16 protein-coding genes are annotated in these 22,092 nt (G+C 61.0%); 2 read left to right on the top strand and 14 right to left on the bottom strand.

Annotated elements, in window-relative coordinates; translation table 11 throughout:
- Window positions 1-126: 126 nt before the first annotated feature.
- The 7 genes from ispG to FJU30_RS23545 form a co-directional block, all read right to left on the bottom strand.
- Window positions 127-1,248 (bottom strand): flavodoxin-dependent (E)-4-hydroxy-3-methylbut-2-enyl-diphosphate synthase, encoded by a 1,122-nt coding sequence (ispG, locus tag FJU30_RS23575; RefSeq protein ID WP_150437408.1) that lies wholly within the window; start codon window positions 1,246-1,248, stop codon window positions 127-129.
- A gap of 49 nt (window positions 1,249-1,297) precedes the next feature.
- Complete coding sequence (rodZ, locus tag FJU30_RS23570) at window positions 1,298-2,308, bottom strand: cytoskeleton protein RodZ (protein ID WP_150437407.1); 1,011 nt, start codon at window positions 2,306-2,308, stop codon at window positions 1,298-1,300.
- On the bottom strand, window positions 2,298-3,023 hold the full coding sequence (pilW, locus tag FJU30_RS23565) for a type IV pilus biogenesis/stability protein PilW (protein WP_191091677.1): 726 nt from the start codon (window positions 3,021-3,023) through the stop codon (window positions 2,298-2,300). Before pilW ends, rodZ begins: the two co-directional genes overlap by 11 nt.
- Before the next feature lie 170 nt (window positions 3,024-3,193).
- Window positions 3,194-4,375: a bifunctional tRNA (adenosine(37)-C2)-methyltransferase TrmG/ribosomal RNA large subunit methyltransferase RlmN gene (locus tag FJU30_RS23560; RefSeq protein ID WP_150437405.1), complete on the bottom strand. Its 1,182-nt coding sequence runs from the start codon at window positions 4,373-4,375 to the stop codon at window positions 3,194-3,196.
- Between the two features lie 271 nt (window positions 4,376-4,646).
- A complete protein-coding gene (ndk, locus tag FJU30_RS23555; RefSeq protein ID WP_150437404.1) occupies window positions 4,647-5,072 on the bottom strand; it encodes a nucleoside-diphosphate kinase in 426 nt (141 codons plus the stop codon).
- Between the two features lie 256 nt (window positions 5,073-5,328).
- Complete coding sequence (pbpC, locus tag FJU30_RS23550; protein ID WP_395858819.1) at window positions 5,329-7,620, bottom strand: peptidoglycan glycosyltransferase PbpC; 2,292 nt, start codon at window positions 7,618-7,620, stop codon at window positions 5,329-5,331.
- 121 nt (window positions 7,621-7,741) lie between these two features.
- Window positions 7,742-12,754 (bottom strand): alpha-2-macroglobulin family protein, encoded by a 5,013-nt coding sequence (locus FJU30_RS23545; protein WP_150437402.1) that lies wholly within the window; start codon window positions 12,752-12,754, stop codon window positions 7,742-7,744.
- Window positions 12,755-13,058: 304 nt separating this feature from the next.
- On the opposite strand from FJU30_RS23545, the gene sseA reads away from it, so the two are divergent.
- On the top strand, window positions 13,059-13,919 hold the full coding sequence (gene sseA, locus FJU30_RS23540) for a 3-mercaptopyruvate sulfurtransferase (protein WP_150437401.1): 861 nt from the start codon (window positions 13,059-13,061) through the stop codon (window positions 13,917-13,919).
- A gap of 49 nt (window positions 13,920-13,968) precedes the next feature.
- Here the strand turns inward: sseA and sseB are convergent, their stop codons facing one another.
- The 5 genes from sseB to trmJ form a co-directional block, all read right to left on the bottom strand.
- Window positions 13,969-14,772 carry an enhanced serine sensitivity protein SseB gene (gene sseB / locus FJU30_RS23535; RefSeq protein ID WP_150437400.1) on the bottom strand — a complete coding sequence of 268 codons (804 nt, stop codon included), beginning with the start codon at window positions 14,770-14,772 and terminating at the stop codon, window positions 13,969-13,971.
- 42 nt (window positions 14,773-14,814) lie between these two features.
- Window positions 14,815-16,110 (bottom strand): aminopeptidase PepB, encoded by a 1,296-nt coding sequence (gene pepB / locus FJU30_RS23530; protein ID WP_150437399.1) that lies wholly within the window; start codon window positions 16,108-16,110, stop codon window positions 14,815-14,817.
- Window positions 16,111-16,332: 222 nt separating this feature from the next.
- Entirely contained in the window at window positions 16,333-17,541 is a 1,209-nt protein-coding gene (locus FJU30_RS23525; protein ID WP_150437398.1) for an IscS subfamily cysteine desulfurase, read from the bottom strand.
- Window positions 17,542-17,957: 416 nt separating this feature from the next.
- Entirely contained in the window at window positions 17,958-18,452 is a 495-nt protein-coding gene (gene iscR / locus FJU30_RS23520) for a Fe-S cluster assembly transcriptional regulator IscR (protein ID WP_150437397.1), read from the bottom strand.
- Window positions 18,453-18,604: 152 nt separating this feature from the next.
- Window positions 18,605-19,333 carry a tRNA (cytosine(32)/uridine(32)-2'-O)-methyltransferase TrmJ gene (trmJ, locus tag FJU30_RS23515; RefSeq protein ID WP_150437396.1) on the bottom strand — a complete coding sequence of 243 codons (729 nt, stop codon included), beginning with the start codon at window positions 19,331-19,333 and terminating at the stop codon, window positions 18,605-18,607.
- Between the two features lie 122 nt (window positions 19,334-19,455).
- Between trmJ and suhB the strand changes: the two genes are divergently transcribed.
- Window positions 19,456-20,259, top strand: a complete 804-nt coding sequence (suhB, locus tag FJU30_RS23510) for an inositol-1-monophosphatase (protein WP_150437395.1) — start codon at window positions 19,456-19,458, stop codon at window positions 20,257-20,259.
- A gap of 93 nt (window positions 20,260-20,352) precedes the next feature.
- Here suhB and FJU30_RS23505 read toward each other — a convergent pair whose 3' ends face one another.
- On the bottom strand, window positions 20,353-21,414 hold the full coding sequence (locus tag FJU30_RS23505; RefSeq protein ID WP_150437394.1) for a nickel/cobalt transporter: 1,062 nt from the start codon (window positions 21,412-21,414) through the stop codon (window positions 20,353-20,355).
- Window positions 21,405-22,076: a DUF1007 family protein gene (locus FJU30_RS23500; RefSeq protein ID WP_150437393.1), complete on the bottom strand. Its 672-nt coding sequence runs from the start codon at window positions 22,074-22,076 to the stop codon at window positions 21,405-21,407. The genes FJU30_RS23505 and FJU30_RS23500 overlap by 10 nt, the downstream gene beginning before the upstream one ends.
- Between the last annotated feature and the right edge of the window lie 16 nt (window positions 22,077-22,092).

Genomic DNA, 22,092 nt, shown 5'->3' with positions numbered 1-22,092 from the left:
CAGTTCTCTATGCGTTATTTAAAATAAATTCGAATTATAGGGAGATCCGCGCCGTCTTCAATGCCGGGCCGCCATCGGGCTCAGCCTCAATGCGTCGTTCGTCGGCGCACGGCCGACCGCACGGGCTTATTTTTCCACCAGATTAACGTCGATACGTCGCTTTTCATCCATCATCGACGCCCTGGCGCGGATTTTCGCTTCCAGCTGGTCGATCATATCGTCGTTGTCGAAGCGCTCTTTCTGGCGCACGCCGTCTTCATAGAAACCGCTTTTCTTATTGCCGCCGGTCACGCCCAGGGTGGAAACCAGCGCTTCGCCGGGACCGTTGACCACGCAGCCGATAATCGACACGTCCATCGGCGTGATAATATCTTCCAGCCGCTGCTCCAGCGCGTTTACCGTGCCGATCACATCGAACTCCTGCCGCGAACAGGTCGGGCAGGCGATAAAATTGATGCCGCGGGCGCGGATGCGCAGAGATTTCAGAATATCGAAGCCTACCTTCACCTCTTCCACCGGATCGGCGGCCAGCGAAATACGCAGCGTATCGCCGATCCCTTCCGACAGCAGCAGCCCCAGACCGATGGCGGATTTCACCGCGCCGCTGCGCGCGCCGCCGGCTTCGGTAATGCCCAGATGCAGCGGCTGGTCGATGCGCGCCGCCAGCAGGCGATAAGACTGCACCGCCAGGAACACGTCGGAGGCCTTAACGCTGACCTTAAACTTATCGAAATTAAGCCGATCCAGAATATCCACATGGCGCATCGCCGATTCCAGCAACGCTTCCGGCGTCGGTTCACCATACTTTTCCTGCAGATCTTTCTCCAGCGAACCGCCGTTTACCCCAATGCGAATAGGGATATTGTGATCGCGGGCGCAGTCCACCACCGAGCGAATGCGCTCTTCGTTGCCGATATTGCCCGGATTAATGCGCAGGCAATCCACGCCGTACTCCGCCACTTTCAGCGCGATGCGGTAGTCAAAGTGAATATCGGCCACCAGCGGCACATTCACCTGTTGTTTGATGAGTTTGAAGGCTTCGGCGGCGTCCATGGTGGGCACGGAAACGCGGACAATATCTACCCCCACGCGCTCCAGTGATTTAATCTGTTTAACCGTCGCCGCCACATCGGTGGTTCGGGTATTGGTCATGGATTGCACCGCAATCGGCGCACCGTCGCCAACAGGCACCTTACCGACGTAAATCCGGGTTGATTTGCGACGGTTTATGGGTGCTGGGTTATGCATTACTTCTTCTCCATCATTGCAACATCACAGGTAACCTGCGAAAGCGACATTATTCCGCCGCTACGGTCAAACGCGCAACCTGATTGCTCTTAATGAATCGACTTAAATCAACCGGCTTGCCCAGGTACTGGATTTGGACGGCGGCGGGCGCGCCGATGGTCAGCCGGTACGGCGCCTGACCGTTCAGATTTAACGTGGCGCCGCGTCGCTGCGTGCCGCTGAACAGTTTTTTGCCGCTGGCGTCGCTCACGTCAAGCCAGCAGTCGGCGCTGAACGTCATGACAAGGGCGTGCGCCGGCGTCTCGCCAGCGTTGCCGGCAAACGTGCTGGCCGGAGCGGTCACGCTGCCGGGCAGCAGCGGAGACTGAGAAGTCTGAGCCGGCGACACCGCGACCGGGGCGGGGGCCGGTGACGCGGCGGCAGGCGCAGGCGCGCTGACGCCCTGTGCGGCCGCGGGCTGCGGTTCGGTCACCGCCGCGCCGTTGGACTGTCCGCTAACGCCTGGCGCCTCGTTATTCAACGGCACTGAATTGGTCACGGGCGAGGCGTCAGACTGGTTACTGTCGGTCAACGGGACAAACTGTCCCTGCTCGTCCGGCTGCGCCCCGTTGTGATCGGCCATGGTGACGATCTCCTGCTGCTGCGCCTTATGGTTCTGCCACCACCAGGCGACCGTCAACCCCAGCACAATCAGCAGAATCAGCCAGGTGAACGTCATCAGCCAGCCATCACGTTTTTTGGTGCGCCGTTTGCCCAGAGAAAAACTCTGCATCGACGACACTTTGGTCACGCCGGGGCCGGCCTGTTTATCCAGCTCCGGCAACACCTCTTCATCCGGCAGATGCACCAGCCGGGCATATGAGCGGATATAGCCGCGCAAAAAGGTCGACGCCAGATCGGACGGCGTAGAGCCCTCCTCAATCTGACGGACAAGAGAAACTTTCAGGCATAAACGTTCAGCAACGGTTTCCTGAGTCAGGCCGAGACTTTCACGCGCCTGACGCAGGCGTTCGCCTGGTGTAAGTGTAGCCGTACGATCTTGGGTAACTTCAGTATTCATTAGCTAAGAACTGCTGGTACTGTTTAGATTGTGGAAAACTTCGCGCCAGCATTTTGCCATAACGATCAACCTCGTTCTGACGTTTCGCCAGCGCGGCGAAACGAACCTGTAACCATAGACTGCCGGCGCTCGCCGGAAGAATATGCTGGTAAATATCTAACAAGAACTGCGCCTGGTCACGTTTGCCGGCGTCGAATTGTTTATCCGCCTCGGCCAGCAGATCGGCGCCTTTCGCGGGATCATACTTCAGGGCCCGGCGTAGCAGCCTGCGCGCATTATCGTTCTGGCCGGCATGGAAAAAACAGTAGCCCGCATTTTCCAGACTGTCGGCAACCTGGCGATAATCAGGGAGTTGCGCAGCCGCGTCGAACTGTTGCTGCGCCGCTACATACTGCCCTAAACCACACAAAAACGCACCGTAATTATTCATCACGCTGCCGTTTTGCGGAGCCAGTTGCAGCGCCTGCCGGTAACGCTGCCCGGCGGCCTGGTTTTCGCCGACCCGCTGCTCATAGAGCGCCATTCCCAGTTGGGTACGGTAATCCTGCGGAGCGGCGGCCAGCGCCTTTTCCAGATTCCGACGCGCGGCGTCCAGATTATTCTGCGCCAGGTATTCCAGCCCTAACTGCAGGCGGGTTTGCCCCGCATCCGGCGTCTGCGCATCCGGCCGGGAAGTCGCGCAGCCGGCCAGCAATATCGCGCCGCAGCACGCCATCCAGCCCCATCCCTGCCTCAGCAAACGCGCCATCCCTTTCCCCCTGCATGATTGGTCATCTGACCGACGGAATAAGGCTATCTTACCTCAATCCATCCGGCCTGACAGCAGGCAAGCCCTTCGGCAGGCGGTAATTGCATGGCGCATTCCATTATGCATACTCTCGCCAGTCAGACTGCCTTAACGCGGATAGGTTCCCCGGCCTGCTTTTTCTTTAACGTGCGTTTGGTGCGATCAACCACCTCGCCCGCCAGCTGGCCGCAGGCGGCGTCGATATCGTCGCCGCGCGTTTTACGCACGATGGTGGTAAAGCCATACTCCATCAAAACCTTGGAGAAGCGATCGACCCGGCTGTTCGAGCTGCGGCCATAGGGCGCGCCCGGGAACGGGTTCCACGGGATCAGGTTGATCTTGCAGGGCGTATCTTTCAGGCAGGCGGCCAGCTGATGGGCATGCTCGGTGCCGTCGTTGATATGATCGAGCAGAACGTACTCTACCGTCACCCGCCCCTGATTGGCGTTGGATTTGTCGAGATAGCGCCGCACCGCGCTCAGGAAAGTTTCGATATTGTATTTCTTATTGATCGGCATGATCTCGTTGCGGATCTCATCCGTCGGTGCATGCAGGGAGATCGCCAGCGCGACGTCAATCATATCGCCCAGTTTGTCCAGCGCCGGCACCACGCCGGAAGTGGAGAGCGTCACGCGCCGTTTCGACAGGCCGAAACCAAAATCGTCCAGCATGATCTCCATCGCCGGCACCACGTTGGTCAGGTTGAGCAGCGGCTCTCCCATCCCCATCATCACCACGTTGGTGATCGGGCGCTGGCCGGTCACTTTGGCGGCGCCGATAATCTTCGCCGCGCGCCATACCTGCCCGATAATTTCCGATACGCGCAGGTTACGGTTGAAACCCTGCTGTGCTGTGGAACAGAATTTACACTCCAGCGCGCAGCCAACCTGCGAGGAGACGCACAGCGTGGCGCGTTCGTCCTCCGGGATGTACACCGTTTCCACCCGCTGCCCGCCGACCAGAATCGCCCACTTGATGGTGCCGTCGGAAGAGCGCTGCTCCGCCACCACTTCCGGCGCGCGAATTTCGGCGATCTCCTGCAATCTGGCGCGCAATACTTTATTGATATCGGTCATTTGCGCGAAATCATCGCAGCAGTAATGGTAGATCCACTTCATGACCTGATCGGCGCGGAACGGCTTTTCCCCCATGCGGGCGAAAAACTCGCGCATTTGCCGGCGATTCAGGTCCAGCAGATTGATTTTTTCCGCTTCGGGCTGGGGAGTGGATTGGGCAACGGCAGACGCCGTCAAAGATTCGGACACGGTTTGTTCAGACATAAATAGTTCCTGGCCTCGTTGTTACACGTTATGGCGCGATCAGGTGATTGGACGGATTATAAAGAAACGCCCCGGTTGAGCAAGTCCACCCGGGGCGCCGCATTGTACAGAGTTTAAAACAGGGATGCCATGACTGAAAGCCCGCGACGTTGAAAAACGTTGCCGACGTTCTCTGGCGGGCGATCCCTGCCCGTCCCTTGCCAGCCGTCACCGCGCGCCGTTGGAGAACGTTTCTGACGTTTTTTTATGGCGCGGACGGCGGGGTTCTTCCTTAACGAGGATGGATCTCATCGGGACTAAAAAAATAGGCGATTTCACGCGCCGCCGACTCGGGCGAATCGGAACCGTGCACCGCGTTTTCAGTGAAGCTGTCCGCATAGTCAGCGCGCAGCGTACCGGCCAACGCATTGGCCGGATTGGTTGCGCCCATCAGGTCGCGATTGCGCTGCACCGCATTTTCCGCTTCCAGCACCTGAACCATAATCGGACCGGAGGTCATAAAGGAAACCAACCCGTCAAAGAACGGTTTTCCTTCGTGCTCGGCGTAAAAACCTGCCGCCTGTTCATGCGTCAGATGCAGCATTTTGGCTGCGATAATTTTAAAACCCGCGCTTTCGAAACGTGAATAAATGGCACCAATCGCGTTTTTAGCCACAGCATTCGGCTTCACGATGGAAAAGGTACGTTCTACCGTCATAATGACCTCATTAAATAACTGCCAGATAACAGCCGGGCCAGGTGCCAGTTGCGCTAAGTCGCCTGCCCGTCAATCGGCTGAACGAGCTGCGCGCCACCGGCAGGCATATCACGCGAGCAGAATAGCGCCTGACGTTATAATACCGGCCAATAAATAAAGCGCGGATTATAAAGCAGCATCGCTACACTTGCCTACCGGGGCGTAACATTTCATTAAAAAATTAATTATTTTTATTACAGCGATAACATAACTCTGTTTACTGCAGAGTAAAATTCACCACGCTTACCTGACCGCTTTCATCCAGCAGCGTCAGTTGGTAGCGTCCGGGCTGCGTCAACCGCTGTAATATCCCTTCTTCCGGCCGGGTGTTGGCAATCTGTTCACCGTTAAGAAACCACCAGCGTTGTCCCTGCCCGCCCTGCGTGCTTAGCCGCAGATCGAGCTCGCCGCTGCCCGGCAGTCGTTTCAATACCGTGTCGTCGCGAATACCGAAAATCAACAGCGGCGGCGCATCGTTACGCTCCGGCGGCGGACACTGAGCGTCCGCTTCAGGCAGGCGCTGCGCCCGACGCTCCGCGGGCGCCAGCCACGCCTCAAGCGGCAATGGCCAGAGCGATAGCGTGGTCTGGCGGGCGCCGGGGCAGTTAGCGGCCACTTGCTGACCGCGTTCATTAAGCCACAGCGTCATTTGCGTGCCGGTCAGCGCTTCCTGCCCCGGCGCCACCAGCGTGGGCGGCGTGGTTTCATCCAGAATCCAGCTCTGGCGCCGCTGACGGCAATTACTGTCTCCGGCCGCCAGCGGCTGACCGCCCGGCCAGCAAATCTGCTGCCGGCTCACCGCGGCAGGCCGCGGATCGATCGGCAGCGGGCGACCGTCGCGCCGCAGGCCGGTCATCAGCAGATTGTTGATTTGGTTAAGCAGCGGCACCGCGGTGGCCTGACCATACTGCCCGGCCACCGGCGTGCCGTCCGGCCGGCCGACCCACACACCGATCAGATAACGGGCATTGATACCAATCGCCCAGGCATCACGATAACCATAGCTGGTGCCGGTCTTCCACGCCAGTGGAACGGAGGCGGACAGGACATCATCCGGAAGAGGGCGGGCTTCGCCGGCTAATATCCGCCGGGTTATCCAGGCCGCGCCCGGCGACAGTAAACGCCGCTCGCGCAGCGTCTGTCCGGGTTCGAAGCGCAACTGGCCGGCCATGCCCCCGCGGGCGAAAGCGCTGTAGGCGGCGACGATCTGGTCCAGCCGCGCGCCGGTGCCGCCCAAAATCAGCGACAGATTCGGTTCAGCGTGAGGAGGAAAGCGCAGCGTCAGCCCGGCGTGACGCAGCGTGGCGGCGAAGCGTTTCGGCCCATAGGCCTCCAGCAGCTGCACCGCGGGTAAATTCAACGATCTCACCAGCGCCTCGCTGGCGCTGACCGGCCCGTGAAAACCGGTATCGAAATTAGCCGGACGATAGCTGCCGAAGTGACGCGGCACATCCTGCAACAGCGATTCGGCGTGAATCAGACCGTCATCCAGCGCCAGCGCATAGACAAAGGGTTTGAGCGTCGAGCCGGGCGAACGCCAGGCGCTGATCATATCCACGTGGCCAAAGCGGCTGTCGTCGGTAAAGTCGGCCGATCCCAGGTAGGCCTTGACCGCCATGTCGCGATGATCGACCACCAGCACGCCGAACGAGGTTTTCGCCGGCAGAGCGGCTTTCCAGCCCTGCGCCATCTCTTCCAGCCGGCGCTGCAGCGTGATATCCAGCGTGGTTTCAACTTTCTCACGTCGATCGTTCTCCGTCAGGCGGCGGGCCAGCAGCGGCGCCAACTGCGGCACCTGGCGCGGCGCCAGCCACACCGGCTCCTGACGGACTTCATCGATCTGCGCCTGCGGCCAGACCCGATACTCCGCCAGCCGGCTCAGCACCTTATTACGCGCCGCCTCGGCCTGCTGCGGGTAGCGATCCGGCCGTAACCGGCTGGGCGCCTGCGGCAGTACCGCCAGCAGCGCCGCTTCGCCCGGCGTCAGATCGGAAGGCGGTTTGCCCAGATAGCTCCAGCTGGCGGCGCCAATGCCCTGCAGAGTGCCGCCAAACGGCGCCCGGTTAAGGTACAGCGTCAGAATATCGTCTTTCGACAGGTGCCACTCAAGCTGCAGAGTGCGCCAGATCTGGCGCAGTTTACCGCCCGCGGTGCGGGGATGCGGATCAAGCAGGCGGGCTACCTGCATCGACAGCGTGCTGCCGCCGGAAACAATGCGGCCGTTCAACAGATTCAGCCCGGCGGCACGGATCAGCGCGACCGGATTGACGCCGGGATGATAATAAAACCAGCGGTCTTCATAGTTGAGCAACGCCTGCAGATAGAGCGGCGACACGTCCGCCAGACGCACCGGATAACGCCATACGCCCACATCGTCGGCGAAACGCCACAGCGGCGTGCCGTCCTGCGCCACCACGACCCGGGTTACCCCGGCCGGCTGCAGCGGCAGCGGCCACTGCCTGTCCGCCCACCACAGCAGCAGCGGAATAAGCAGAGGTATCAACCACAGAGAGCGTTTAGCGATAATGACGTGATCTCCTGACGTCTGACATCCGCGCCGCCCCCCGGCGCGCTTTGATCAGCGCGCCGACGGTCCGTGGCGACGGTTTGCCGCCACGGGCGGTGCGGGGTTAACGGACGGTCAGCGACGCCGGCGTTTCACCCAATGCGCGCCATTGCGGCAAATACATTGATTCGACCTGAGGCGCCGGCACGCGATAGGTGCCCGGCGTCACGGCGCGCGCCAGATACAGCAGCGTGGAGTGACGATAGGGATCAACATTCACCGCCGCAACGTAACGATCGTCGCGGTATTCCTGATGTTTGATCTCCGTTTGCTGCATATCCGTCAGCAACTCCGCCACGTCGCTGGCCGCGCTGTCACCCAGACTGGCGCTGCTGTCGCCCAGATTCTGGTTTTCCAGCTCCAGCCCGGCGGGCAACAGATCGACGACCAGCGCGTCCGGCACCTGGTCATCGGCCCAGACATCCAGCCAGACCAGCACCAGTTCGCCGCTTTTCAGCTGATCCAGCGATTTCTGTTTGCCGTCCAGACCGAGGTAGTGGCGTCGGATGTGCAGATTGTGGCTGTAGGGCGCCGGCGCGCCGATCGGATAACCGGTCACCGCCAGGCGCGGATACACCGTGCTGTCGCCGGAATTTTCCAGCGTCAACGCGCCCGGCGCCAGCGCCGCCTGGCCCAGCTCCGTACTTTGCGCTTTCGCCCCGCTCAGCGGTTCGGCCACGCCGCTGGCTTTTACCCGCCACGGCGCTTCGTCCTGCCCGATCAGATTGCGTCCGGCCAGATAAAGCGCATTGCTTTCCTGGGTGGAGAAGTATTTCTTCATATCCGCGCTCGCCGACAGCTCAAGCAGCAGGCGATCGCGCTCCGCGGGCAGAATGTCATACTCATTCAGCAGCGCCAGGATCAGCGCGCTGTCGCGCAACGGCGAGCCGTAATCTTCCAGCCAGTAATCACGATCGCGACGCTCCTTGCGCAGCCCCTGAGCGATGACCTCTTTCGAACGCGGCATATCGCCCATTAAGCGCAGCGCGATGCCCAGCTGCACCAGCGGCAGGCCGGACTGCGCCTCTCCCCGGTGCTGGTAGACCTGACGCAGCGCGCCCAGCGGCGCTTTTTGCTGACGCGCCAGCACCAGACCGGCGTAGGCCTGCACCGCAAAGCGCACGTGCTCAGGGCTGGAACTGTATTGAACCGTAATCTGATTCCGGTCCTGCAGATAACGCTGCAGCCGTTCCGTCGCGCCTTTCAGCACCGACGGCGACACACTATATCCCTGCGCCGTCGCCCGGGTCAGGAAGTCGGTGACATAGGCCGTCAGCCACGGTTCTTCCGGACTGTCTTTGCTCCACAAACCGAAGCTGCCGTTGAAGCGCTGCATACCGGCCAGCCGTTCAATGCCGATATCGATCGCCTGACGGCGCTGCGTATCGCTGCTGGTTTTAATCCCCAGCGCCGTCAGCTGCGCCTGGCTGACGTACAGCGACGGGAACAGCCCGCTGGTGGTCTGTTCCAGACAGCCGTAAGGATAGGCCGCCAGTTCGCGAATATAGCGGGCGAGGTTAAGCGGCGGACGGCTGGTTAACAGCAGTTGCCCCTGCTGAGTGGCCGGCGCCAGACCGCTGAGCGCATCGGCCGGCAGCGACCACAGCTCGCCGGGCTGAAGCACGGCGGAGAACTGACGCGTTTCGCCCGGGTACGCCGGGCGTACGCCAATCTTCCAGCTATTTTTCCAACTGGTGGTTTGCGGCGCGTCCGGCAGCTTCAGCCCCTGGATTTCCAGCGTTACCTCGCCGTCGCCAAAACCTTCGCGCGCCTGAACGGGCACCGGCAGCGTCAGCCGCTCGCCTTTGGCCAGCGTCAGCTTACGTTCGGCATTGCCATCCAGCGCCACCAGACCGTTGGCCGTTACGCTAATCTGCAGCGTCTGCGGCTGACCGGATTGATTGGTCAGATCGAGAGACAGCCGGCTGCGATCGCCGCCGGCCAGGAAACGCGGCGTAGCCAACTCGGCAATCAGCGGCGCGGCGACCACCAGCGGACGCTCCGCTTTGCCGAATTCGCTGTCGGTCCAGGCCTGCGCCATCAGGCGCAGCTCGCCGTTGAAGTCCGGGATCACCAGCTGAATTTTCCCTTCGCCGCGCTCGTTCAGCGTTACCGGCTGCAGTTGCCGGGCGATGATATTAACATGCGTGACCGGCTTCTGGCCGCCGCGCGCCAGCGGATCCTCTTCATCGCCATCGCCGCCGAAGCGCAGCGTCGCCTGACGCCCGTCGCCCTCGATCAGTTGACCGTACACATCATACATATCGGCGCCGTAGCGTTTACGGCCAAAGAACGCCTCGTAGGGATCGGGCGTAACGAAACGCGTGATGTTCAACACGCCGCTGTCGACCGCCGACAGCAGGACATTCACCTGAGCCGGCGTTTTGCCTTCCATCTCCGGCACCTTCACATCAACGGTCAGGGTCTGTCCCGGACGAATGCGTTCCGGCGCCTGCAGCTGGAGATTCAGCCGGCGATGCTCGTCGGCCATCGGCAAATGCAGCAGACCGACCGCCCGTTTCGGCGTGGCGGTCTTCGCCTGATCGCCTGGACGCACCACCAGCGCGCTCAGATAGAGATCGTGACGGCGCCAGTCCTTATTCAGCGGCACTTCCACCGTGGCGCCGCCCTGCGGCACGCTGATCTCCTGCCACCACAGCGGCCCGTCGCTGGATTCGACCATCAGATAGCCTTTGCCGGCGGCCGGCGATTCAAGCGTCAGGCTGACGCGCTCGCCGGGGCGGTAGGCCGGTTTATCCAGCTTGAGTCGAATCTGATCCGGCCGCACCGCGCCGCCGCCTTCGCTATTGTCCTGCCAGCTGTAGCCCGCCCAAAAACGAACGCTGCTGAGCAACTGATTACCCGGATCCACCACTTCCAGACGGTAAGCGCCCCATTCGACCGGGAAGCTGACCTGAGCGCTGCCGCCGGCCGTTAGATTGACGGTCTCTTCCGCCATGTTCAGATCTTTTTGATCATACTGCGCCGCCCAACCGTCGTCCTCCGACCACTGCCAGTAGTAATCGCGCCGCTCGCGTATCAGACGGGCCTTCAGCCCTTTAGCCGCCAGCTTTTCGCCGCTGGCGCTGGCGTAAATAATGTCAAATGCGGCCCGGCTGCCTTCATCAACCATCGGCTGACTCTTGTAGCTGTCGCTGCGGTAGTCGTAGACCTGTTTTTCGCCGAACAGCGGACGAATGCCCGGCAACGCCCGGGCGGGCCAGATCGCCTGTTCGGCCCGGCGGGTTATCGGTCGGCCGCCGGACTCCAGCAGGCTGGCCTGCAAAATCAACCGCGCCGGCGAACGAATGCTTTCCCACTGACTGGCCACTACCAGTTCACGCTTGCCCTGACTATCAAGCGTTTCATCCAGTTCATCCAGATTGCGCGACAGGTTCTCTTCGGTAATCGAACCAAACTGATAGCCGGGCAGCGCGGCGAGCTGACGCTGCTCGCGCAGGAACAATTGCCCCTGCAGCCGGTTGCCGGCCGCCGGCGCGCCGTACAGATAGCGGCCGCTGATCTCGAACTGCGTCGCATCTGCCGGCGCAATAGGCTCATCGTCGGTATGGATATCCAACGCCATGCGCTCCGGCATGAAGTCCTCTACCTTAAAGCGATAGAAGCGGGAGCGATCGTCGCCGGCCTGAATACGCAACGACCATTCGCCGGTCGGCGCCGAGTCGGGGATAGCGTACTGGTACTGATACAGGCCGTTTTCCGGCTGCCAGACAAAGCTGCGCGCGACCTGACCGTCCGGTTTCACCACCTCCGTCTTCAACGGTTGCGGCGGCAGCGGCCGGCCGTCGGCATCGCGCAGCAGCGCATTGACGATCAACGTCTCGCCCGGCCGGTACAGATCGCGCGGGCCAAAGGTAAACAGCTGTTTGCTGAAACCGTCCGGCCCGCCAATGGCGAACTCGGCCAGATCCAGCGCCGGACGTTTCAGATCCAGCAGCGAGGTCTGCCCTTTCTGCGTAGCCAGCAGCAGTTTCGCCTGCGCCGGTTTATCCAATCGCGCATGTCCCTGATCGTCGCTGACGGCGCTCGCCAGCACGAGGCCTTTGCCATCCAGCAACTGGACATCAACGCCTGACTGCGCCGCGCCGTTATCCAGACTCTGGGTAAATACATCCAGCCGATCATGGTAGCTGTGCAGCGACACGCCGATATCGCTGAGGGTAAACAGCGTGGCGGCATTGGTATAGGCATATTTCCCGGCCTGCTGCATCACCGCCAGGTAAACGCCGGGCTGCTGCAGCGCGTCAATGCCGGCCAGCGGCAGCAAGATCTGCTCACGGGTATTGGCGCGCGGATTTAAATCAAAACGACCGGTGTAAACCAGATCGGCCATTTTCAGCAAATCGCCAGCTTCCCAGCTGGAGACAGAGCTACGATACGACCATCTGCTGATAAAGGACGGCAACGTCGACGGCTTGATGCGGAAGAAATTAACGTCCACCCGATCGACGTTGAGCGCCATCACCGGCAGACCGCGCGGCTGTTTGCCCGGCAGCAGCGAACCGCGGCTGGCGAAACCGACGCTGGGCTGGATATCACGCGTGGCGATCTCTTTCTGGAACGCCGTTTCCAGCGCGCCGCCGTTAACCGCCTGCAGGCCGCCGTCAACGGTCAGCATCAGCTTACGCTTTGGCTCCAGGTGGCGCATACGCAGCTCTTTCTGGTTTTCCGCCAGTTCCCAGGCTCCGTCGAATTTACCGCTGACGGTATCGACGAGATGCACCTTCGCGGCGAAATCCTGATTGGGGTTCAACGGGATGGAGAAGGTCAACACCAGCGTGCTGGCGCCGTCCAGTTGCAGTTCGGAAGCATCCAGCAGATGCAGAGGCTGACCGGCGTAGCTGGTCTGCTGCGCCGTGCCGGTCGCCGCAGGCGCCGCCGACGGATTATTCTGTTGCGCCGCCGGGGTTTCGGCCGACGCAGGTTGAGAAACCGGAGCCTTGTCGCCGTCGCGCTCGTCGCATGCGCTGCTCAACGCTATAGCCACCGCCAGTAGCGTAACCTTACACCAGCCTCCCCAGCGGAGACCTGAACCGTTGCGAAACCCTTTCTGCATAATTTTTCCCTGCCAGAAGAAGCCTGACCGCCCGTCTTTTTCACGCCGCACGCCGCCGGCATGACCCCAAAGATACCAAAGTGGAACGTATTATCGCCCAGAGCCTGGGCAGCCGCACCTTTTTTTCTTTTTTCCGACGCCAAACCGCACGGAGTAATACTCTCTTTTATTTAAGGTTAACGCCGCAGGCAAAGCGCACAAACCGCGCGCGCCGCCACGGCTTGCCGGAGGCGGAAAAATCGCTGACAATGGCTCTCTGGTCCATCCGGGGTCCGCCTGCGCGCGGCCTCACTGCGAGGGTTCTATGTCAGCCGCATCTGCTACTTGTGAATTATTTGTTTCCGCCAGTTGGTTATCCGCTCATTTACAGGATGCCGATGTCAGCGTGATCGACGCGCGCATGCTGCCGCCGGGCGAAACAACCCGCGATATCCACGCCGAATACCGGGCCGGGCATCTGCCTGGCGCGGTTTTTTTCGACATTGAAACGCTGTCCGACAGCGGGACTCCGCTGCCGCATATGATGCCGGACGCTCAGCGTTTCGCCCATGACATGGCGGCGCTGGGCATCGGCGACGACCGGCATCTGGTGGTGTACGACGAAGGCAATCTGTTTTCCGCGCCGCGCGCCTGGTGGATGCTGCGCACTTTCGGTGCCGCCCGGGTTTCCATCCTGGCCGGCGGCCAGGCGGAATGGGCTCGGCTCGGCCTGCCGATCGAGCAAGGCGACGTACGGCCGGCAACCGGCCGTACATTTACCGCGCGGCTCGACGCCGGGGCTATCCGTCAGAGAGAGCAGGTGCTGGCGATTCTTGATGACCGCGCCGCGCAAATCATCGACGCCCGCCCGGCGCCGCGTTTTAACGCCGAAGTCGATGAACCGCGCCCGGGCCTGCATCGCGGGCATATCCCCGGCAGCGTGAATGTGCCCTGGAACGAACTGGTCAGCGCGGGCGCGCTGAAGCCTAATGCGGAACTGACCGCCATTTTGCACAAGCGCGGCGTCGATTTTTCGCGCCCGCTGGTGGCCAGCTGCGGCTCCGGCGTCACTGCGGCGGTGGTGGTGCTGGCGCTGACCGCGCTGAATATCGGCCCGGTCACGCTGTATGACGGTTCATGGAGCGAATGGGGCAGTCGCGACGACGTGCCGATCGAGCGGAAATAAGCCTGCGCCGGCCCGTCGCCTCCCGGCGGGCCGGCGTGAACGGCCGGCGTCAGGCCCGACCGCTGCCTTTATAATCGCGTAAAAAACTGCCCCACTTCCGCTCGTAAAACGGCGTGGTGTGCTGGATGAAATAGTGGCTGATGCCCTCTTCGCCTTCGACGACCCGGCAAAGATCGACCGGCTTATTGTCCGTGACCGTATCGCTGGCCACGCTGCCCGCCGCACGGATCGCGCTTTCCACTTCCGCCTCATCCCCTTCGACCTCAATGCCGATCAGCAAATGGGGCGCCTCCTCTTTTCCTTCCTGAATCTGCGCCAGGAAGGCGCGCCGCACAATGCGATGTTTGGCGAACAGTTGGGTCAGGGAATCGATCAACTGCACCGGCATGTCCGCCGGCTGACCGATCATGATCTGCGTATCCTCTTCAATAACGCGCTGGTGAATCCGTCCGTCGCCTTCGTCGCTCAGCAACTGGCTAATTTCCTGCGGGTAGAATTCCTTACCGTAGGGCAGTTTAGGATTAAGAAACAGCGTTGCCCCCAACGTCAGCTGGAACAGCGATCGGGCGGGAAGCGACAGAAAAGATTGCTCCTCGGTGATAGCCATCTGCAGCGCCTCAAGCGAGGAAAAAAATGGAATGACCGAGGTGCCGTCCGCCTTTTCCCAGTGCAGCAGATTGACATGGCTGCCGGCCAATAGCGTTTTCTCACCCTCGCCGCCGTCTTCATCGCTGTAACCCAGCGCGTAGACCGTAGACTCCAGCAGCAGGCTGAAAAATTCAGGCCGATGCGCCGGCTCGTTAACGGCCTGCTGCAACACCTCTTCCAGTTTATTTTGCGGAGAAAAATCCATAGAGCCTCTCAATCCGGCCGGCGCCGCCGGCCGCTCGGTAAATTAACCGGCTTTGCTGAGCAACAGATTCGCCAGCGTACGCACGCCCAGACCGGTCGCGCCGGCCGACCACTGTTCCACCGCGCTCTTACGGTAGGTGGCGGAACAATCGATGTGCAGCCAGCCGCGCTGATACGTTTTCACAAAGTGCGACAGAAAAGCGGCCGCGGTGCTGGCGCCTGCGCTGTAGGCCGCGCCGGCTACGTTGTTTAATTCGGCGAAGCTGGAGGGAAGCTGACTGCGGTGGAACTCGGCCAGCGGCAGACGCCAGAAGGGTTCACCCTCGGCGCGCGCGCTGTCGAGCAGCGACTGCACCAACTCATCGTCAAAACCAAACAGCGCGTGATAATCATTGCCCAGCGCGGTCTTCGCCGCGCCGGTCAGGGTAGCGCAGTCGACGATCAGTTGCGCATTCTGCTGCGATGCGTCGATCAGTCCATCGGCCAGCACCAGACGCCCTTCGGCATCGGTATTCATTACTTCAACGGTTTTGCCGTTGCGGTAACGAATGATATCCCCCAGCCTGAAGGCGTTGCCGCTGACCATATTGTCGGCGCAGCACAGATACAATTTGACCCGCTGTTTCAACCCGCGCGCCACCGCCAGCGCCAGCGCGCCGGTCACCGTGGCCGCCCCGCCCATATCCGACTTCATGGAATCCATAAATGAACTCGGTTTCAGGCTATAGCCGCCGCTATCGAACGTGATGCCCTTACCGACCAGACAGGCCAGCACCGGCGCATCCGGATTGCCGCCGGGGTTATAATCCAGCGCCAGCAGCACCGGCTGGCGCTCCGAACCGCGCCCCACGGTATAGATACCGGCATAGTTCTGCTCGCGCAGATCGTCGCCTTTGGTGATGCGGTAGCTGACCGCCTCGCCGGCGACCTCGTGCATCAAATCGATGGCGCGCATCGCCAGTTGCTCCGGCCCGAGATCCTCGGCCGGCAGGTTAATGGTGTCGCGCACCCAGTCGACGATTCGGAGGCGCCGGTCCAGCTCCTGCCGCTGCGTCTCGTCCAGCGGCGCCCATGCGACGCCGCGCTGCCCTTTCGGCCCGCGATAGCCCTGCCAGAATGCCCAGCTGGTTTCCAAATCCCAGCCTGGCCCGGTCAGCGCGACCTGCTTAATGCCCTGACCATCAATTTTGCGCGCCGCGCGCTGAATGCAGACCAGCGGATCCTGACCGTTCAGGTGCAGCGTAAAACCGCTGTCATTGGCGCTTAATAGCGCTTTTTCGCCCCAGCGCGCGTCGGCGGGCTGAGTGGAAAGAGAAATATTCATCGTTTTGTCTGTCATCTAATGCTCTCCCGATTGTCCTTGTCTTTTTATCAGACAAACAAGCGTATATGGCACATATAAAACGGACCGCCTTTTGGCGGTCCGTTAAAGATTTACATCAGCCGCGCGGGCGAGCGACATCGCCACCGGCGCATCCGGATCGTCGTGATCAAAAGGTAGCATACGGCGGCGAGCCTGACGATGGTTAAAGCCGCATCCCGACCGACGCCCGGTTGGTTGTCAGGCTACCGCGCCGCCGTCCGCTCCGGCGCTGCGCCGGAAATTCTGCCAGCGCGGCGAAAGCTCGCGCAGACGGTCGACAGAACGGCGAATCAGCGCGATGGCGTAGTCGATCTCTTCCTGCGTCGTGAACCGGCCCAGAGAAAAGCGGATCGAACTGAGCGCCAGCTGGTCGTCAACGCCGAGCGCGCTCAGCACATAAGACGGCTCCATGCTGGCGGAGGTGCAGGCCGAACCGGTGGAGACCGCCAGATCTTTCAGCGCCATCAGCAGCGATTCGCCCTCGACGTAGTCGAAGCTGACATTGAGAATACCGGGCGAGCTCTGTTCAGGCGCCCCGTTGCGGTAAACCTGCCCGATCCCTTTGATGCCGTCCCACAGGCGATCGCGCAACGCGCCGAGCCGTTCCGATTCGGTCGCCATCTCTTCGCCGGCGAGGCGAAAAGCCTCGCCCATGCCGACAATCTGATGCACCGGCAATGTGCCGGAGCGCATGCCGCGTTCATGGCCGCCGCCGTGCATCTGCGCTTCAAGGCGAATGCGTGGTTTACGCCGCACATACAGCGCGCCGATGCCTTTCGGACCATAGAGTTTGTGCGCGGAAAACGACATCAGGTCAACGTTAAGCTGATTCAGATCTATCGGCAGCCGACCGGCGCTCTGCGTAGCGTCGACATGAAAAATGACGCCGCGCTGACGACACAGATCGCCGATGGCGGCAATATCCTGCACCACGCCGATTTCGTTGTTGATGTGCATAATCGACGCCAGAATCGTATCGTCGCGCAGAGCCGCGCTGAACGCCGCCACATCGATCAGACCGCGGCGATCGGGCGTCAGGTAAGTCACATCAAAGCCTTCGCGCTCCAGCTGGCGACAGCTGTCCAGCACCGCTTTATGTTCCGTTTTACAGGTGATGATGTGCTTGCCTTTATCCTGATAGAAGCCCGCCGCGCCTTTCAATGCCAGGTTATCGGATTCCGTCGCGCCGGAGGTAAAGACGATCTCGCGCGGATCGGCGCCGACCAGATCGGCGATCTGATTGCGGGCGATATCCACCGCTTCTTCCGCCTGCCAGCCAAAGCGGTGCGAACGGGAGGCCGGATTGCCGAAAGTGCCGTCCAGGGTTAAAAACTGCATCATCCGTTCAGCAACGCGCGGATCGGCCGGCGTAGTGGCGGAATAATCCAGATAAATCGGTAACTTCATTGCTATAAACTCCGTACATCTCTTCAAAACGCGCCGCGCGTTTTATAACCGACGGCTTCAGGCGACCGCGCTCCACAGACCGCCATCGCTTTCCACTGGGGGCGGGCAGGCCGCGGCGTCCGCCTTCGGAAAGCCGTCGGGATTCGGCGCCTGACCAGCGGAGCGATGCCGGCCCGGCGTACCCGCCCGGACGCCGCCCGAATAACGTTCTGATTGTTGCACGCCGCTTCGCCGACCACCAGCACAAACAAAAAGAGCGCCCGCCCGCCATATCTGGCCGACGCACGCTCTCGCAAGATCGTTGCCGCCGCCGCGCGCGTCAGCTCAATACGCGCTGCGCCGCCGGGCCTGCTGAGTTCAACCCCGCGCCGGCCGTTAGCCGGCGGCAGAGGCAGACTTCGGTTCTGGCTACAGGGTCAGGCGCGCAGGTTCACATTGATGGTTTCCTGCACGCGGCTATTGCTGCCTCGGCGCACATCGGAATCCTGACGATCGGCGACGTCCAGGACTTCCTGATTATTCACCAGTTCAGCCAGTGTGATATTATTCAGGAAGTCCGTAATGCGATCGCTAAGGTCGCGCCACAGCGTGTGCGTCAGGCAGCGGTCGCCGCCCTGACAGGTTTCGCGCCCCTGGCAACGCGTCGCATCAACCGACTCGTCAACGGCGGAAATCACCGCGCCGACAGCGATTTGGCTGCTGTCTTTACCCAGCAGATAGCCGCCGCCGGGGCCGCGCACGCTGGATACCAGGCCGTTTTTGCGCAGACGAGAGAAGAGCTGCTCCAGATAAGAAAGCGAAATCCCCTGGCGTTCGGAAATATCAGCCAGAGGAACCGGCCCTTCCTGGGAGTGTAACGCAACATCCAGCATAGCAGTAACCGCATAGCGGCCTTTCGATGTCAGTCTCATGTCTAGTACCTGTTGGTGAAACATACGTGGATCAAACTGTGCAGCGAGTCTGACATTCCCGAGTGTTTCAGTCAACTATTTACCCAGGTAATTTGCTCAAGTATTGTTTCGCTGACGGCGCCATGGACTAAACCGGCGGCGTTTCTCGCCGCCTAGCGCTCGCCCGGCCCCTTTTCAATCGAACTCAATATGCCGCGCAAAATATTCAACTCCTGACTTTCCGGGCGCGCGCGGGTGAACAAACGACGCAGTTTGTTCATGACCTGCCCCGGATGACTCTGCCGGATAAAGCCGGTATGCAGCAGCGTCTCTTCCAGATGCTGATAAAAGCGTTCCAGATCGTCGGTCAACGGATAGGCCGACGGCTCGAACGGCGGCTCCCCGGCGCGCTGCGCGTCAAGATGGGCCACCCGCACTTCATAAGAGAGGATCTGCACCGCCATCGCCAGGTTCAGCGAGCTGTATTCTGGATTAGCCGGAATGGCGACGTGGTAATGACACTTTTGCAGCTCTTCGTTGGTCAGCCCGACGCGTTCGCGGCCGAATACCAGCGCCACCGGCGCCTGGCGCGACGCCTGTACGCTGCGCACGCCGCATTCGCGCGGCTCCAGCATCGGCCACGGCAACGTACGCGAGCGCGCGCTGGTGCCCACCACCAGCGCACAGCCTTCCAGCGCCTGATCCAGCGTATCGGTCAGGGTGGCGTTGCCGATAATATCGCTGGCGCCGGCCGCCAGGGCGATCGCCTGCGAATCGGGCTTCACCAGCGGATTAACCAGAAAAAGATTGCTTAAACCCATGGTTTTCATCGCCCGGGCGGCCGACCCCATATTGCCGGTGTGGGAGGTTTCAACCAGGACGATGCGAATATTGTGTAACATGCGGACTCTGTTATTAGCGACGGAAAATCATCATAGACTAACATAAAGCGCTGGGTATTTTCCCGCTATCCCTGCTATACTGCGCGCCGTTCTTCGTTCTTTAACATCCTGGTGGAGAGACCATGCATCCGATGCTTAACATCGCCGTGCGCGCTGCGCGCAAAGGCGGAAACCTGATTGCCAAAAATTATGAAACGCCCGACGCCGTTGAAGCCAGCCAGAAAGGCAACAACGATTTTGTCACTAACGTTGATCGCGATGCAGAACGCCTGATCATCGACATTATCCGTAAGTCCTATCCGCAGCACACCATCATTAGTGAAGAGTGCGGCGAGCTGAGCGGTGAAGATCAGGATGTGCAATGGGTTATCGATCCACTGGATGGCACCACCAACTTTATCAAACGTCTGCCGCATTTCGCGGTGTCCATCGCGGTCCGCATCAAAGGCCGTACCGAAGTCTCCGTTGTTTATGATCCCATGCGTAATGAGCTGTTTACCGCCACGCGCGGCCAGGGCGCTCAGCTGAACGGCTATCGTTTGCGCAGCAGCGGCGCGCGCGATCTGGAAGGCACCATTCTCGCCACCGGCTTCCCGTTTAAAGCCAAACAGCACGCCGGCGCCTATATGACTATTCTGGGCAAACTGTTCAACGACTGCGCCGATTTCCGCCGCACCGGTTCCGCCGCGCTGGATCTGGCCTATGTCGCCGCCGGCCGGGTCGACGGTTTCTTTGAAATCGGCCTGAAGCCCTGGGATTTCGCCGGCGGCGAACTGCTGGTGCGCGAAGCCGGCGGCATTGTCACCGATTTCGTCGGCGGCCATAACTACCTGTCTTCCGGCAACCTGATCGCCGGCAACCCGCGCGTAGTGAAATCCATTCTCTCCAGCATCCGCGAAGAACTGAGCGAAGCGCTGAAACGCTAACGCGCCCGACGGGATGCCAGGCCTTTTAGTCTGTCATCCCCGCTTTCCCTTCTTTTCCGTCCTTTAACGGTCTTCATCGCCGCCGCACGCGGCTTAGCCGGTAAACGGCCGGATGCCGCCGCCGATCACCGGCTGCGCGCTGAGATAAAGCACGATACCGACACACAGCAAGAATAGCCCGCCGGCCAGCGCCAGCGAGGCGCCGGCGACCTGTTGCCATAGCGCCGGCGCTCGTCGGCGGCTGAGGCGTACGGCCAGCCGTCGGCTATAAAACACCAGCACCGCCAGCAGAGAAATGGTCAGCGCCGTACCGCACGACATCACCAGCGCCGCCGCCGCGCCCCAGCCAAATACGCCGATCACTTTGGAAAACAACAAAACCATAATGGCGCCGGAACAGGGGCGGATCCCCATGGAGACGATGATCATTAACCGGGTGCGCCACCCTTCGTCCCGTTCCAGCGCATCAGGCGCGGGCTGGTGCCGGTGGCCGCATCCGCAAACCAGATCTCCGGCCGCGTCGCGTTGATGGCCCGGCGCCCGAAGCAGAGACGGAGTCTGGCTCATCGGCCGCAGACGCTGAATGGCCGGCGGAGTCGGCCGACGCCGCAGCGACCGCACGACGCGGACGATACGGCGCAGCGCGCGCAGACACAGCCACGCCCCCAGCGCCGCCACCAGAATAAAGCTGCCTTTTTCCAGCCAGAAACTGCTGCCGTGCAGAGTGCGGCTGGAGAGGTGCAGCACCGTCAGCACCAGCGTCACCAGCGCGATGGCCACCGTGCCCTGCAGCAGCGAGGCGGCCAGCGTCAGCTGCAGGCTGCTTTTTAGTCTGGAGGGATGCGTGGCCAGCCAGGTGGCGATCACCACTTTGCCGTGGCCGGGCCCGAGCGCGTGCAGTACGCCATAGGCCAGGCTGAAAAACAGCAGCGACAGTCCGGCCTGATGAGGCTGCGCCTTAACCAGTTGCAGCAGCGCGGCCATTTGCTGATGAAACTCCCGCTGCCAGATAATGCTTTTCAGCTGTACCTGCGGCCAGAAACCGATCGCCGGCGGGATCAACGCGGCCAGCAGCAGAACAAAAATCAGCAGCGGCCACAAACCGAGTAGCCCGCGCCGGTTACGCCGGGACGGGGCGGTGAGATTCAGTGACATTGTAAAGTAATCCGTTGAGCGAACTGTTTACCCAGTTCGACATCTTCATCGGGCGCATCCTGTTTATCCAGCGATTGTGCGTAGTTACGCAGCGAATCGTCCGGTTTTGGCGTAAATAAACGCGCCTGACAGCGCGATCGCAGCGCATCCGGCAGCGTAATCGCCTGCTCGTCGCGGTAGGTCATATCGACAAACCAGGTGGGATCGTAGGTGGAAATCAGCAGCGGCTCGCCGGCCAGCGGCTGAGGAGCCGCCAGCAGCAGCACAAACTCCAGCACCGCGTGATTGCCCTGACGCGACAGCCGATATTCCTTCGGCATCGATGCGTATTTCACCGCCTTGCCTGCGCGATAGACGTCGGTAAAGTAATGCTGCCCCAGTACATTGGCCATGACTTCCGCCGCCAGCTTTTTCCATATTTCAGAACCCGCCGGCGCGTTGCCCGCGTCGTACAGGAGATCGGCCGAGGTAATCGGATCCATGACCCAATGCATTCTCAGACCGGTGATTTTATCGTTCTGACTTTCCACCGTCGTTCGCATATCGATAAAACTATGCGGATGGGCCTGCAGCGGCAGGCTGATGCCGGGCAGACAAAGCGCCAGACACAAGATGCGCCAGAGCAGCCGGCGCCGCGTGTTATTACATCGCACTGATTTCATTCTCCCTTGCCCGATG

This window comes from Affinibrenneria salicis, assembly GCF_008710095.1.
The sequence above is the reverse complement of the archived record's forward strand: the minus strand, read 5'-3'. Positions and strand labels throughout refer to the sequence as shown.

Coding starts and splice junctions, on each gene's coding strand:
- iscR (WP_150437397.1), bottom strand. CDS start 18,452: ATGAGACTGACATCGAAAGGCCGCTATGCGGTTACTGCTATGCTGGAT.
- pilW (WP_191091677.1), bottom strand. CDS start 3,023: ATGGCGTGCTGCGGCGCGATATTGCTGGCCGGCTGCGCGACTTCCCGG.
- rodZ (WP_150437407.1), bottom strand. CDS start 2,308: ATGAATACTGAAGTTACCCAAGATCGTACGGCTACACTTACACCAGGC.
- FJU30_RS23545 (WP_150437402.1), bottom strand. CDS start 12,754: ATGCAGAAAGGGTTTCGCAACGGTTCAGGTCTCCGCTGGGGAGGCTGG.
- suhB (WP_150437395.1), top strand. CDS start 19,456: ATGCATCCGATGCTTAACATCGCCGTGCGCGCTGCGCGCAAAGGCGGA.
- FJU30_RS23505 (WP_150437394.1), bottom strand. CDS start 21,414: ATGTCACTGAATCTCACCGCCCCGTCCCGGCGTAACCGGCGCGGGCTA.
- FJU30_RS23500 (WP_150437393.1), bottom strand. CDS start 22,076: ATGAAATCAGTGCGATGTAATAACACGCGGCGCCGGCTGCTCTGGCGC.
- sseB (WP_150437400.1), bottom strand. CDS start 14,772: ATGGATTTTTCTCCGCAAAATAAACTGGAAGAGGTGTTGCAGCAGGCC.
- ndk (WP_150437404.1), bottom strand. CDS start 5,072: ATGACGGTAGAACGTACCTTTTCCATCGTGAAGCCGAATGCTGTGGCT.
- pepB (WP_150437399.1), bottom strand. CDS start 16,110: ATGACAGACAAAACGATGAATATTTCTCTTTCCACTCAGCCCGCCGAC.
- ispG (WP_150437408.1), bottom strand. CDS start 1,248: ATGCATAACCCAGCACCCATAAACCGTCGCAAATCAACCCGGATTTAC.
- trmJ (WP_150437396.1), bottom strand. CDS start 19,333: ATGTTACACAATATTCGCATCGTCCTGGTTGAAACCTCCCACACCGGC.
- FJU30_RS23560 (WP_150437405.1), bottom strand. CDS start 4,375: ATGTCTGAACAAACCGTGTCCGAATCTTTGACGGCGTCTGCCGTTGCC.
- FJU30_RS23525 (WP_150437398.1), bottom strand. CDS start 17,541: ATGAAGTTACCGATTTATCTGGATTATTCCGCCACTACGCCGGCCGAT.
- sseA (WP_150437401.1), top strand. CDS start 13,059: ATGTCAGCCGCATCTGCTACTTGTGAATTATTTGTTTCCGCCAGTTGG.